General features: G+C 42.4%; 15 protein-coding genes. 10 read left to right on the top strand and 5 right to left on the bottom strand.

Annotation, left to right across the window (positions count from 1 at the left end):
* Window positions 1-7 precede the first annotated feature (7 nt).
* Both ACRCA4_RS02460 and ACRCA4_RS02455 read left to right on the top strand, forming a co-directional pair.
* Window positions 8-1,264 (top strand): efflux RND transporter periplasmic adaptor subunit, encoded by a 1,257-nt coding sequence (locus tag ACRCA4_RS02460; protein ID WP_433183646.1) that lies wholly within the window; start codon window positions 8-10, stop codon window positions 1,262-1,264.
* Window positions 1,257-4,370, top strand: coding sequence for an efflux RND transporter permease subunit (locus ACRCA4_RS02455; protein ID WP_433183643.1), 3,114 nt, complete (start codon window positions 1,257-1,259; stop codon window positions 4,368-4,370). The genes ACRCA4_RS02460 and ACRCA4_RS02455 overlap by 8 nt, the downstream gene beginning before the upstream one ends.
* Window positions 4,371-4,483: 113 nt before the next feature.
* On the opposite strand, the gene ACRCA4_RS02450 is transcribed toward ACRCA4_RS02455, so the two are convergent.
* From ACRCA4_RS02450 to ACRCA4_RS02440, 3 genes are read right to left on the bottom strand one after another with little or no spacing between them, the layout of a single operon-like run.
* Window positions 4,484-4,948, bottom strand: coding sequence for a DUF192 domain-containing protein (locus tag ACRCA4_RS02450; RefSeq protein WP_433183641.1), 465 nt, complete (start codon window positions 4,946-4,948; stop codon window positions 4,484-4,486).
* 30 nt (window positions 4,949-4,978) lie between these two features.
* Complete coding sequence (gene ubiA, locus ACRCA4_RS02445) at window positions 4,979-5,854, bottom strand: 4-hydroxybenzoate octaprenyltransferase (RefSeq protein ID WP_433183638.1); 876 nt, start codon at window positions 5,852-5,854, stop codon at window positions 4,979-4,981.
* A gap of 13 nt (window positions 5,855-5,867) precedes the next feature.
* Window positions 5,868-6,431, bottom strand: a complete 564-nt coding sequence (locus ACRCA4_RS02440) for a chorismate--pyruvate lyase family protein (protein WP_433183635.1) — start codon at window positions 6,429-6,431, stop codon at window positions 5,868-5,870.
* Window positions 6,432-6,642: 211 nt separating this feature from the next.
* Between ACRCA4_RS02440 and ACRCA4_RS02435 the strand changes: the two genes are divergently transcribed.
* Window positions 6,643-7,038, top strand: coding sequence for a flagellar basal body-associated FliL family protein (locus ACRCA4_RS02435; RefSeq protein ID WP_433183632.1), 396 nt, complete (start codon window positions 6,643-6,645; stop codon window positions 7,036-7,038).
* 106 nt (window positions 7,039-7,144) lie between these two features.
* Here the strand turns inward: ACRCA4_RS02435 and glpG are convergent, their stop codons facing one another.
* Together glpG and glpE are read right to left on the bottom strand one after the other, a co-directional pair.
* Window positions 7,145-7,975, bottom strand: coding sequence for a rhomboid family intramembrane serine protease GlpG (gene glpG, locus ACRCA4_RS02430; protein WP_433183629.1), 831 nt, complete (start codon window positions 7,973-7,975; stop codon window positions 7,145-7,147).
* A complete protein-coding gene (gene glpE, locus ACRCA4_RS02425; RefSeq protein ID WP_433183626.1) occupies window positions 7,968-8,336 on the bottom strand; it encodes a thiosulfate sulfurtransferase GlpE in 369 nt (122 codons plus the stop codon). Before glpE ends, glpG begins: the two co-directional genes overlap by 8 nt.
* 189 nt (window positions 8,337-8,525) lie before the next feature.
* Here glpE and ACRCA4_RS02420 point away from each other — a divergent pair, with 189 nt between their 5' ends.
* From ACRCA4_RS02420 to ACRCA4_RS02390, 7 genes are all read left to right on the top strand, one after another.
* Complete coding sequence (locus tag ACRCA4_RS02420; RefSeq protein ID WP_433183623.1) at window positions 8,526-9,116, top strand: LemA family protein; 591 nt, start codon at window positions 8,526-8,528, stop codon at window positions 9,114-9,116.
* 36 nt (window positions 9,117-9,152) lie between these two features.
* Window positions 9,153-10,997: a M48 family metallopeptidase gene (locus ACRCA4_RS02415; RefSeq protein WP_433183620.1), complete on the top strand. Its 1,845-nt coding sequence runs from the start codon at window positions 9,153-9,155 to the stop codon at window positions 10,995-10,997.
* A gap of 88 nt (window positions 10,998-11,085) precedes the next feature.
* Window positions 11,086-11,550: a hypothetical protein gene (locus tag ACRCA4_RS02410; RefSeq protein ID WP_433183617.1), complete on the top strand. Its 465-nt coding sequence runs from the start codon at window positions 11,086-11,088 to the stop codon at window positions 11,548-11,550.
* A 9-nt stretch (window positions 11,551-11,559) separates the two neighbouring features.
* Window positions 11,560-12,504, top strand: a complete 945-nt coding sequence (dusC, locus tag ACRCA4_RS02405; protein ID WP_433183615.1) for a tRNA dihydrouridine(16) synthase DusC — start codon at window positions 11,560-11,562, stop codon at window positions 12,502-12,504.
* A 115-nt stretch (window positions 12,505-12,619) separates the two neighbouring features.
* Window positions 12,620-12,805 carry a hypothetical protein gene (locus tag ACRCA4_RS02400; RefSeq protein WP_433183612.1) on the top strand — a complete coding sequence of 62 codons (186 nt, stop codon included), beginning with the start codon at window positions 12,620-12,622 and terminating at the stop codon, window positions 12,803-12,805.
* 6 nt (window positions 12,806-12,811) lie between these two features.
* Window positions 12,812-13,669: a hypothetical protein gene (locus ACRCA4_RS02395; protein ID WP_433183609.1), complete on the top strand. Its 858-nt coding sequence runs from the start codon at window positions 12,812-12,814 to the stop codon at window positions 13,667-13,669.
* Window positions 13,670-13,678: 9 nt separating this feature from the next.
* Entirely contained in the window at window positions 13,679-13,951 is a 273-nt protein-coding gene (locus tag ACRCA4_RS02390) for a hypothetical protein (protein WP_433183606.1), read from the top strand.
* Window positions 13,952-13,956 lie beyond the last annotated feature (5 nt).

Genomic DNA, 13,956 nt, shown 5'->3' with positions numbered 1-13,956 from the left:
CTTACTTATGCGTATATACAGCCTATTATTTACTTTTTTAGTGGCCAATTCATTTTCAGTTTTGGCAAATCAAGCTAGTGCTCCCTCTAATGTCTTAAACCCAGTCACGTTGCAACAGGCGACTCAGCCTATTTTTGCTTGCCCTATGCATCCGCATATTCAACAAGACCATGCTGGCACTTGCCCCATTTGTGGTATGAGCTTAGTTGAAAAACAACCAAGCAATTTGAACAATAATGCTAGCGTTACCGTTTCTGGACAAATGCAGCAAGCTTTAGGCATTCGCACCGAGCCTGCACAAAAACGTACTCTTTGGCGTTTTATTGAAACCTTTGGCCAAGTACAGTACGACGAAGATGCGATTCATCATAGCCATATCCGCGCCGAGGGCTGGATTGAAGATTTATATGTCCGCAGTCCGGGCCAAAGGGTAAAAGCCGGTGATAAACTATTTAGTTACTATGCCCCAGATTTATTAGTGGCCCAAGACGACTATTTACAAGCACTGTCTGTGATTGAAAATAATCGATCTAATGGGAAAAGTTTATTAGAGCGCGCAGAAACCCGATTACGTTTATTAGGCTTAACAGATAAACATATTAGTCAACTGAAACAAACCAAACAGAGCTTATATCGGATCACCGTTTATGCCCATCAAGATGGTGTGGTTACCAAGCTTAACATCCGCGATGGCATGTTTATTAAGCCCAGCGATACTCTAATTGAAATTACGAATTTACAACAAGTGTGGTTAGTCGCCGATGTGCCTGAAAGTCAGCACAGTTGGCTACGTTTAGGTATGCCTGCTGAAGTTGATATTCCAGCATTAAAACAACAAGGCATTGAAACCTCCGTTGCTTTTATTTACCCAGAAGTTGACCCAATAAGCCGCACCAGCCAAGTTCGACTGCCTATTGCTAATAAACAGCTGCAGCTTCAACCTAATATGGTGCTGCCGGTACGCCTTTACGGAGGTGCCCTGCCCAATGTTCTTACTGTGCCTAAACAAGCGGTTATGTTATCAGCAACCGGTAGCCGCGTTATTGTACAGTCAGAGCAAGAGTTTTCTGTGCGTGAAGTTGAAACAGGTAATAGCGCTTATAACTGGGTAGAAATTCTCAGTGGTTTACATGAAGGGGAAACTGTGGTGACTTCAGGTCAGTTTTTACTGGATGCAGAAGCAAGTTTAAGCCAGCTACCGAGTTCAACCTCTAGCCCTGCTCCTAGCCAACAACATGATCATGGAGCCATGCAACATGATTAATTTTATTATTCGTTGGTCACTTAAAAACCCATTATTAATTTTACTCTGTAGCCTGGCTCTAATTTTATTTGGTTGGCAAGCCAGTAAACAGATTAAGCTAGATGCCTTGCCTGATCTCTCTGATGTTCAGGTGATAATTAAAACCAGCTTTCCAGGCCAAACGCCCGAGTTAATAGAGCAACAAGTAAGCTATCCATTATCTACAGCACTATTAGCTGTACCTAAGGCCAAAGCGGTGCGCAGTTACTCAATGGCGGGCGATAGCTTCTTATATGTAATTTTTGACGATGGCACAGATCCCTATTGGGCGCGTTCACGGGTATTGGAATATCTGCAAACCGTAACTCTACCTCAGGGCGCCACAGCCACTTTAGGGCCAGATGCCAGCGGCGTAGGCTGGGTGTTTCAATATGCTTTGCTAGACCGAAGCGGCCAGCATTCATTAGAACAGTTAACCCAATTACAAAAGTTTTATTTAAGCCCAGAGCTACAAAGTGTTAATGGTGTATCAGAAGTGGCCACTATAGGTGGTATGGATAAAACCTACCAAATTGAACTTAATCCTCGTTTACTGCGGATGCATCAATTAACCCTTGGCGATGTGATTAACGCGGTTAAAAGTCATAACCAGCAAGTCGGTGGCGGCATTATTGAAGTGGCAGAAACAGAGCTATTAGTGCAAAGCAATGGTTATATTCAATCTGTTCAAGATCTCGGCCAAATTCCTGTGGGCAAACGTAATCAAGCCGACTTTGCATTAACACTGGCCGATTTAGGTACAGTGCAATTAGTCCCAGCTGCGCGTCGTGGGCTTGCCGAGCTAAATGGTGAAGGTGAAGTGGTGGCGGGAATTATTGTTATGCGTCATGCCGAAAATGCCTTAAATACCATTGATGCCGTAAAACAAAAACTGCAACAACTCAAAGCTGGCTTGCCAGAGGGTGTTGAGGTGATCACCGTTTATGATCGCTCTGAATTAATAATGGCTACCGTAAATAACTTAAGTGACAAATTACTAGAAGAAATGGCCGTTGTTAGTATTATTTGTTTGCTCTTTTTACTCCATTTCAGATCGGCACTCGTTGCTGTAATCAGTTTGCCATTAGCGCTATTAAGCAGTGTATTGCTAATGAATTTACTTAATATTAATGCCAACGTGATGAGTTTAGGTGGCATTGCCATCGCCATTGGGGCCTTAGTTGATGCTGCCATTGTTATGGTTGAGCATGCGCATAAACAGTTAGAGCAGGCTAAATTAAAGCAAGCACAACTTACTGCAGCCGATTATCGCCAAGTTATTACATCAGCCTGTACCGATGTTGGCCCTGCACTATTTTTCTCGCTGTTAGTTATCACTGTCAGCTTTATGCCCGTGTTTTTTTTAGAGGCACAAGAAGGCCGCTTATTTGCCCCGCTCGCTTTTACTAAAACCTTTGCTATGGCTGCTGCCGCTATTTTAGCAATAACACTTATTCCGGTGTTAATGCTGTATTTACTGCGCGGAAAAATACCGACCGAACAACAAAACCCATTAAACCGAGGCTTAATAGCGTTATATCGGCCTATTTTAAAGCTTTGCTTAGCTTTTCCTAAAACCTTAGTGCTGATATCCGTTCTTGGCTTAGCCAGCAGCTTAATTCCTTGGCAAAACTTATCTAGTGAATTTATGCCTGAATTTGCAGAAGGCGACTTATTATATATGCCCACCACTTTGCCAGGTATCAGCCCTGCGACAGCAGCCAAACTGTTACAACAAACAGATCGGTTGATTAAAACCGTACCTGAAGTCGCGGTGGTGCTAGGTAAAAGTGGCCGCGCCAATACCGCAACCGATCCTGCACCTTTAACCATGTTTGAAACCAGCATTCGCTTAAAGCCGCAATCAGAATGGCGAGAAGGGATCACCTTAGATGATATTATCGCCCAGCTCGATGCAACCGTGCAGGTACCCGGTTTAACTAATGCGTGGTTACCGCCCATTAAAACCCGTATTGATATGTTATCTACCGGTATTAGAACGCCCATAGGCGTAAGGGTAACAGGCCCCGATTTAGCCCGCATTCAAGAGGTTGCTACCGAGTTAGAGCATAAAATAAAAGCCTTACCTGGCAGCCGCTCTGTTTATGCTGAGCGTGCTCAGCGTGGGTTATATCTACATATAGAGCCTAACCTAAGTCAGTTAGGTCGCTATGGCATTACTTTAAGTGAGCTCCAAGAATATGTTCGCTTCGCTATTGGCGGAGCCCCTATTGCTACCAGTATCCAAGGCCGAGAAAGTTATGATATTAGCCTACGCTTTCCTCGCGCTAATCGTAGCGATCCCGAGCAAATACGCAAACTGCCAATGCAGAGCCGTGATGGCGCTTATGTTTTATTAGAGCAGCTTGCAACAGTAGAAGTAAAAAATGGCCCTGTTATGATAACGGCAGAAAACGCCCGTTTAACTAACTGGATATATATAGATTTAAGCAAAGACACTACCATTGGCGATTACTTAGCACAGTTAGAAACCCTGCTAGCCAATAGCAGCTTCCCTAACCAAATAAATGTCAGCATTGGTGGCCAATATGAATATATGCAACGTGTTCAGCAGCGCTTACAACAGCTAGTGCCATTAACACTACTTATTATTGTTATGCTGCTGTATCTAACCTTTCGTAACCTTAAAGATGTTAGCTTGGTTTTAATAAGCTTACCCTTTGCCGCAAGCGGTAGCTTATGGTTACTACACCTATTAGATTATCAATTATCAGTAGCGGTTGCTGTGGGTTTAATAGCGCTAAGTGGTGTCGCAGCTGAGTTCGCTGTCGTTATGCTACTTTATTTAAAACGCGCGATAGCGGAGTTGAACCCTGAAAATGAGCAACAATTGTGGCAGGCGATTATGCAAGGCGCAGTACAAAGAGTGCGGCCTAAAGCCATGACAGTACTGACGATTATTGTTAGCTTGTTACCTATAATGTTAGGCTCAGGAGCCGGTAATGAAGTAATGCAACGCATTGCAGCGCCTATGCTAGGCGGCATGATAGCAGCGCCTATCATTTCTATGCTGTTACTACCGGTGCTGTATTTCTTATTGCACCGTAGGCGGTATAAAACGAAATAACGGCCATTATTACTCGCACACGCGAGTAATGCCCCCAATAGCCAGACAGCAAGCTATAATTAAAGCGCACTGTCTGGTTATCAGTTTATCTAATTGGTTATCAGTTCATCTAATTAATTAGTTATTAACTTCACTTTATCACCTGGCTTAATTTGCTTAGCAGCAAACCAGCCTTGGGGCATTTCTAAAGCTGCTATCACCTTGCCATTAGAGCTAATACTAGTTTCATCTAACGGTTGCAGCTGTTCAATATGCAAAATAGTCCAATCAGGACCTATAAATGCAACATCCAACGGCATAGTTGTATTTCGCATCCATAAACTAATAAAATCAGGCTGCTTATAAAGCAATAACATGCCAGGATTAGCCGTTTTTTGAAACATTAAGCCTTGAGCGCGTTTCTGTGCAGAGTCTGCCAGTTGAACAATAAAGCTTCTCTTACCAATATTCACAGCAGCTAATGAAAATGCCTGTCTAGCCTCTTGCTCAGTCATCTGCCCTGCCTCTGTGCTTGGCTGTGCTGCACAGGCTGGGCAAATAAGTAATATCAAGACACTTAACGCAGCACTTTTTAGCATAAGCTTAGAGTTCCTTATTTCCTGTTAAACCTAGTAGCCTTGCAACAAATAGCCCAGCGCTATGCCTAAAAATATCAGCATACCAACATAATGATTATGCAAAAAGGCCGAAAAACAGCCCGCTAAATTTGTTTTCGCTAAACGGTGTTGATAAACAAAGCAGCCTGCTGCGACCAATAAGCTTAAGTAATATAGCCAATGTAACTGAGCTAAATAACCCACTAATGCCAATAATGCTAGGCTGCCAAGTTGTAATAAGCCAATAATTAGCAACACATGGCGGCCAAATAAAATCGCCGTAGATTTAATGCCCGTTTTTATGTCATCAGGTTTATCAACCATAGCGTAATAAGTGTCATAGGCGACTGTCCAAAGTAAATTAGCCGCATATAATAGCCAAACAATAGCGGGCAACTGAAGTTGAATTGCCATAAAAGCCATTGGCATTCCCCAACTAAAAGCAGCGCCTAATACTAGCTGTGGCAAATGGGTGTAACGCTTCATAAAGGGGTACGCTACTGCTAACACTAAGGCGACAGTTGACAACAAAACCGTTTGCCAATTTAAAAACAACAATAAAGAAGCCGCGCCTACTAGCAAAACAAAAAATAGCTGTAACGCTTCGGTTGCCGTTACCCGCTTGGCAGCTAAAGGCCTATCTTTGGTTCTGGCAACTGCACCATCAACATTTCTATCGGCAAAGTCGTTAATAACACAACCGGCAGCCCGCATTAAAATAACGCCTAGGGTAAATACCACTAATAACTCAATCGGCGGAATTCCTTTAGCCGCTAGCCAGAGTGCCCACCAAGTTGGCCATAATAATAAATAAGTGCCAATTGGTTTTTCTAAACGCATTAATTGCAGATAATCACGCCAATGTCTGCTAGTTAATTGCCACTGCATTATTCTGCTCTCACTATTTTGCTATCGCTAAGCTGGAACTGTTCTGTTTTAACCTTGCGATGGCAGGTAAAAACACCTCAGCCACTAAAAAAGGCTGCTGTTGCAACTGAAAGACCGAGCGTCTGGCCCAACATAATTGAGATTGACCACTGGCAACCTGCGGCAAGCTAATATCCACTTGGCAAGCTTCTATTTCACCTCGTAACAAATTTTCTTGGCGAAAAATATAATCACCTAGTGGTCTTTGCCCCATATTCGCTAAGGGTTGTAACGATGCTAATGTTGTTTTAGGCAACCAGCTTTGGGCATACACACAAGGTTGATTATCACAACTTAAAAGGACTTCTCGTAAAAGCGCTGAACTATTATCAGGCGTATCCGGAAATAGCGCAGTTAAAAATGCAGGCACCGGTTGCATAGACTCATGCAGTACCTGTAACTGAAACAACTGACTATGCCGCTTTAATTTAGCCGTTAACGAGGCCTCCTCTAATAGCCAAGGTGCTATTACTGCAGGCAAGTTCAGCATACTGGCTTTTTGCCAATCTGCTTGCAAAGAAATTACAGGCGTTGTCACGAATAACCATCATCTAAAAATTTATTATTTTGCTATAGTAACAACTTAGCTGGCGCTTTTCAGCAAGCTTAAACTAATTACAATTAGCTTTATTTTAATATCGATTAATTAATTTAAAAGCCATTAGCAAATAGCGCCTAAACTGGTAAAATAGCAATAGATCGTTATTGGAACGATTTATTAATTAATTCGACATCAAAAAGTGGACGTTATGCTCAAACAGTTACTCGCAACCTTTATCTTGCTCGCAAGTTTTTCAACCACCGCTAACGATGTAAAACCTGAAGTTGTTTATTACGGTTTTGATGCCGATATTGTGACAAATTATGTTACTGCAGATCGACGCGCTATGGGCTATCTTCGTGTTGTCGTTGAACTCATGTTAGAAGATAAAGCTTATCTTGCCCTGACCGAGCATCACGAACCCCTGATCTTAGATACCATTATTAGCACCTTTAGCCAACAGCCAGAAAGTACAATTAAATCATTAGTTGGCCGTGAAGAAATTAGACAAATGATACTGCAAAAGATACAACAAAAAATGCAAGACGAAACCGGTGATATTGTGGTTCGCGATATTTTATTTACTAAGTACCTTTACCAGTAAAATCAATAAGTAATATCTCAACAAGCCATACATCAAAACCTAACCCTAAGGCCATAACAATGCAGCGCAGTTAATGGCCTTGAGCTATTAATGATACAATTGTTTACTAAATTCGGCTTGGTTGTTTGCGTAATAACCAGGCCCAAGCTAAACCTGAGATTAAGCCCGCCAAATGAGCCCAATTTGCCATGCTCACCCAAAGCAAATCAAAGAAACCAAGCACTAACCACAAGACTAAAAACCCAGCCATGCCTGAACTTAAATATAAACGCTGTTGTGGGCTAATAATTCCCGCTAACCAACAATAGCCAAATAAGCCGTAAACAACACCCGATAAGCCACCGAAGTTAGGACCTACTAAGAAATATTGGGTCGCGTTGGAAATCAAGGCTACAGACAAAGTAAAATTAATTAAAAAACCAAAACCTAGCACCCGCTCAAATTGTCGGCCTAATAACCACCACCAAGCTAAATTAAACACTAAATGGGTTAATGAAAAATGTAACAACATGGGCGTAAACCAACGCCATAACTCAACCGGATCGGTTAGCTGCATCCACTTAGCAGCACTTGGCCAGTCAATTTGCATCCAAGCATAAACCGCTAAACAAAGCACGACAACAACAGAAGTTAAAGGCGCTACCAATAAAGCCTGTTGCCAATTAACACTCGGCATAACTTCAGTTTGGCTGGTACTAGGCCGGCTTAATTGCCAAGCAGCTTGTTGATAACGTTGGTGCTGCGGTTGTTCCATAAAGCGGGCTAATTCAGCTTCAGCTTTTGCCAGATCAGCTTGTGCGCAATAAAGCTCTGCAACATCGGCAGACTGTATTTCTAAATGCACTGCTATACCCTGAGCTTGGCAATAATCCGCAAATAACTGGGCGGCTTTAGCCGAATTTAAAATGGCAAATACGTTTAAGTAAGTTTCAGTCATTTTCAGCCGTACTATTATCCTGTCTAGAGCTTGGCTCCTGCTCAGATCCGCTAGCAAATGGTTGTTGCTTGCGCCAGCTTTCAAAGCCGCCATCTAGGCTATACACCTGCTCAAAACCTTGGTTAACAAGATACTGGGCAGCTCCCTGGCTCGAATTACCATGGTAACAAACCACAATAACGGGTTGCTCAAAATCTACTTGCTGCATAAAACGATGCAAGCTGCCATCGGTTAAATGATGAGAGCTCGCAATATGGCCAGCCATAAAGCTTTGTTCATCACGAATATCAGCAATAACGACGCTTTGTTGCTGCATTAACTCGGCAGTTTGTTGCACACTAATGTGCTTAAACTCACTCATCCTGTCCCCTTGATTACCTGATATAAATTTTCTATTGCCATCTTAACCTAGAGAAAATCAATTTACCTAGTCTAGCCCCAGTTTAAGCTAAAATTCGACATAATTTAGCCTTAAAAGCAATAATCACTAGACACATGATTAAACTTTCGTTAACAATAAGAATAATAACAACTAGATAAAGGTATAGCCATGACAAGCTTAATTATTCTTGGCCTGTTGCTCGCGATAGTCATCTGGGTTATTAGTATTTTTAATAACTTAGTTAAATTAAAAAATCGCTTCCAAAATGCTTTCGCTCAAATAGAAGTTCAATTAAAGCGTCGTTATGACCTAATACCCAATTTAGTTGAAACAGCTAAAGCCTATATGTCACATGAACAAGAAACTCTTGAGGCGGTTATTCAAGCTAGAAATGCTGCTATGGCAGGCCTTAAAGTAGCAGCAAACAACCCGGGCGATGCAGGTGCCATGACCGAGTTAGCAGGAGCCGAAGGCATGCTACAACAAGCCATGGGCCGATTAAATGTTGTTATGGAAGCCTACCCTGATTTAAAAGCCAATCAAAATATGATGCAGTTATCAGAAGAGCTTACTAGCACTGAGAATCGAGTTGCTTTTGCTCGCCAAGCTTTTAATGATGCTGTTACAGAATATAATAGCTACAAGCAAAGTTTTCCAGCTGTGGTATTGGCTGCAAGTTTTGGCCATGCAGCCGATGCTAAATTACTTGAGTTTGAAGATAGCGCACAAATTCAAGCTGCTCCTAAAGTCAGCTTTTAATTAGCATTAACGTCATTTAATAATAAGCCTAATGCCATGAGTAGTAATTTTTTTGCCCAGCAAGACTTAGCAAGACGCAACACTAAAATATTAGTGTTGCTATTTAGCTTAGCCGTATTACTACTGGTATTACTCACTAATGCCATTGCCCTGTTTGCCTTAGGTTTTGTTGACGTATCTGCCATAGATAGTCCAGCCAGTACCCAATATTTACCTTGGGATATCATTAGCATTATCAGTATCGTTGTTATTGGTGCTATTAGCATGGCCATTTTATTAAAATGGCATAAGCTACGCCATGGTGGCAAAGCGGTTGCTGAATCACTTGGTGGCATACGCATTACCCCTGACTGCACGGAACCATTACAACGGCGTTTACTTAATGTTGTTGAAGAAATGGCACTAGCAGCAAATTTACCGGTTCCTCCGGTTTATTTATTACCCGAATCAGGCATTAACGCCTTTGCTGCAGGCTATAGCCCTGCAGATGCCGTTATAGGCATTACTCAAGGCGCTTTAGAGCAGTTAAATCGTGATGAATTACAAGGTGTTATTGCCCATGAGTTTAGTCATGTTTTAAATGGCGATATGCGGATGAATATTCGCCTTATTGCTATTTTAAATGGCATTTTATTTGTAGGCCATGTTGGTTATTTTTTATTACGCACAGGCAGCACCAGCTCAGTAAGTCGCTCTCGCAGCAACAATAAAAATAATGGTGGCGGCTTATTAGCCTTAGCCCTTGGCTTTATTGTTATTGGCTACTTAGGTTCTTTTTTTGGTAATCTAATCAAAGCTGCAGTCAGTCGCCAGCGGGAATACTTAGCCGACGCTTCAGCCGTACAATTTAGCCGCAACCCAAGAGGCATAGCAGGCGCTTTAAAAGTTATTGGCAGCCATAGCAGCCAAAGCCGCATTCGTAATCAAAATGCCGATGAAAATAGTCATTTATTTTTTGGCCAAGCCATTAGCAGCTGGCTTAGTATTTTTGCCACACATCCACCTTTGGCTAAACGGATCAAGCGCATAGAACCGCACTGGAATGGTAAATACCCAACACCGCGTAATAAGGCCGAGCAAATAGCGGAAGCCAGTGCTCAGTTAAACCCTGATACAGCAGCAGAGCCTAGTCTGCAAGAAAAACTGATGGCCTCTCTGCCATTATTGTTAATCCATAGCACCAGACAAAGCCAACCGGCTAGCGCCATAGTCTGTTGCTTATTACTGCAAACAGATGAAGCCTCGCGCGCAAAGCAACTTAATTTAATAAAGCAAATAGGTTCAACCGAGTTACTACAACAGGTTGATCAGCTATGTGATCATATTGAAAACTTAGACTTACTGCAACAAGTGCAGTTATTACAACGCGTTATTCCCGCCTTAAAAACCCTTAGTGCTAACGAGTTCGCACAGCTGAATCAATTACTTAAATCATTACAACAGAAACTTGTGCAGCCAAACCTAAGCAGTTGGCTAACCTACGAGTTTATTCAACATACTGTTGCTGCTGAATTTGATAAAAAACAAATAGTTAGAAAATTATCACAGAACAGTTTAAGCCAATTGCAACCAGCCATGCTAATGTTATTAGCCTTAATTAGCAGTCTTGCAGGTGAGTTAGAAGCACAGCAACATGCCTGGCAGCAAGCCCTAAAAAGCTTAGCCTTAGCCGCAGACACAGCTAAGCCAAGCATAGATTGGCCAATGCTTAGTGCTGCATTACCTAAGCTATTGGCTCTAGCCCCTAGCGACAAACAGCAGCTGTGGCAAGCGATTCATGCCGCGGTTAATGCCGACAATCAGTTAACCAACCAAGAGCAAGCCCTACTCCAAGCCCTCGCCTTATTATTAGAAATGCCTGTTGAACAAAGCCAAATTTAACTCAATACAGATATAATGCCTGCTGAGCTTTAGCCTTGAACAATAATCAGGTAGAATTAGCGACCAATTTTTCAGCAGGAGTTGCGTAATGACAGAAAATGAACTGTTTCTAATGTATGATGCGTCATTTGATGAAATGGACGCAGAAGGCTGCCCAAGTTTTGGTTATGTATTAGTATTTAGCCATGACGCTGCCGAAAAATTTACGCCTGGTGAAAACCCTGCAAATCCGGCTGTTTCAATGTTATTTACTGATCATGCCGATGGCAGTATTAGTGGAGACTTATTGGGCTGGGCCCACTTAGATCACGAGATTTTCCAGCAATTTCCATTAGGCCAGTTTTTACTTTTAATGGAACAAGCAGCGCAAGTCGCTATTAATGCCTATCGCCAAGTTAACCAAGTGCCCGATAAAATACTGGTACAAAACTTAGCTGATCCTGACTTATTACAGTTTGATGTTCAATTTAATGACTTACAACTCAATGAAGCTCAATCAGAACAGCAACTCGCCCAACAGATGATGTTAGGCCGGCCCTATTTAGATTCCTAGCCCTAAAAAATGCACATTATTTTAGCGCCAATGGAAGGCGTAGTTGATCACTTAATGCGTGATATGCTAACGCGCATAGGTGGCTTTGACCTATGCGTTACCGAGTTTATTCGTATTGTCGATCAACTACTGCCAGAGCGGGTATTTCAGCGTATTTGCCCAGAGCTAGCCCAGCAAGGAAGAACCCCAGCAGGCACACCAGTGCGTATTCAGCTATTAGGTCAAGAGCCAAATTGGCTAGCTGAAAATGCCTATCGCGCGGTTAGTTTAGGCTCTCACGGTGTTGACTTAAACTTTGGCTGCCCTGCCAAGGCCGTTAATAAAAGTCGTGGCGGTGCTGTATTATTAAAGCAACCCGAACAACTATATAAAATTGTTAAAGCGGTTCGTTTAGCCGTACCTAGCCAGCATAGTGTTAGCGCTAAAATACGCTTAGGCTATGATGACACCAGCCTAACCATAGAAAATGCTCAAGCCATTGCTGAAGCCGGTGCCTCAGTTTTAGCTGTACATGCTAGAACCAAAACCGACGGTTATAAACCACCAGCTTATTGGTCATGGATTGCCAAAATAAAGCAGCAAGTTGCAATTCCGCTAATTGCTAATGGTGAAATTTGGGATCGACACTCTGCCCTATTGTGTCAGCAACAAGCCAACTGCCAAGATATTATGCTAGGCCGTGGCGTCTTAGCCATGCCCAACTTAGCCCAAAGCATTCGGCAAAATACAGCCGCTATGCCATGGCCGCAAGTGCTTGAGTTATTACTGCAATATTCGGAATTTGAAATCTGTGGCGATAAAAGCCAGTATTACAGCAATCGAATTAAACAATGGTTTAGTTATTTAAAACTACAATATCCTGAAGCAGCCGAATTATTTATCCAGCTAAGACTACAGCGTAAAAGCAGTGACATTCTAACTACCCTGCAACAAGCTCTTAGCCAGCACAAATAAAAACATTTTTTTAACTAATTAAACACAATGTTTTACAATACCCTGCCGAATTGTAAAGTGCCCCTCATGTAAATTTACTGTTTATACAGGTAAGTTTTTTATATAAGGCGGCAGGATGCTAGACAGTCAGTACGATGGTGTAATACTCGAAGACAAATGGGGTAAAACCTACCTGTGCAGCAGTTGTTTGCTGGCTTATGCAGATTTAGGTGAAGGTTATATTACTGACGTAAACGACAAGGTATATGGCCGCTATTTTCTGCACGATTTAGAGCCATCATGGAACTTACGCCAAATTTAGACGGAAATGTATCAACACGCCAAACCTTGGGCTTTTGATTTCTCACGGCTTAGCGATTTTCAGCTGCGAGATGCGCTGTTAAAGCTGTTCGCTGCGGGTGAACTGCGCATCTGGCAACTAACCGACGGCTGGGGCGCACCACCGGAAGGCAACGGCATAGGCGAAGGCGGCTTAGCGCCAGCCAGCAGTGGCAATACCAGCAGCAAACCCGCCGCTAAAGCGGCTAAGCCAAAAGGTGGCGGGGTAACCACTGAAGCGCCAGTGGCAGCGAAAGCTGCCGGGCATGAAAGTTTAGGCGAGAGAGTTAGTGCACCTCAAATCAATGATGGCAGCGACGTGCCAAATGACTCATCTACAGAGCAAAGAATAGCAGCACTTAATTTAGAAAGCCATGCTCCAATTAGACATGGCGGCCCAAATCAAGTGACTGATACACAACTTGAAAATCGTGCTGTTAGAGGCATAGATCCTGCTTCAGGTACACAATATGACGCTTTTAATAAAAATATGGATGGCAGTCCTTCACTTCACAAAGTTGGCAAGAATGCTACAGCATTTACCAGTGATGAAGCACTATTAAAAGCAGATGAATTTGCAAGAAACTCTGCACAGTTCGAGCAAAATATTGTAACTGCCGGGATGAATGGCGACATGTTTGTTGCCCCTGTAGAAATTCCACTGGTCGAGGTATTTGGGGAAGACTATAAGAGTCATGTGCGAGGCGTTACACGGTTAGGTAGTAAAAAAAATCCAACAGGGCATACTCAAATCGATTTCACCGATGGCACAGTGAAAGCAATTTACAGACTAGACCGGCATGGAAATGTTAAATTACATACTCTATATCCAAATCCAAAAACTTAAGAGATTGAAATGAGCAAAATCAAAGAACCGTTAAAAACGATATTGAAAAAATACTGCCATGTCGAGTGCTATGATCCCAACTTAATAAGGGAAGCTATCATTACAGGGAAAGGATTTCCCTATGACGTAGAGTTATTTAAAACGCAACTGCGTGAAGCTATCGACTATAAGCTCATTTCAACTGAGGAGTATGAAGAGTTAACTGAAGAGGATTTCGACTCTGACGAGGATCTACAGCTTTGGTTAGAGAAATTTTTCTCCGAAATTTCTGAGGTTATTTAATACCC

Source organism: Rheinheimera sp. WS51 (assembly GCF_050936095.1).
Classification (GTDB): domain Bacteria; phylum Pseudomonadota; class Gammaproteobacteria; order Enterobacterales; family Alteromonadaceae; genus Alishewanella.
Note: the sequence above shows the minus strand (reverse complement) of the source record. Positions and strands in the feature narration are given on the sequence as shown.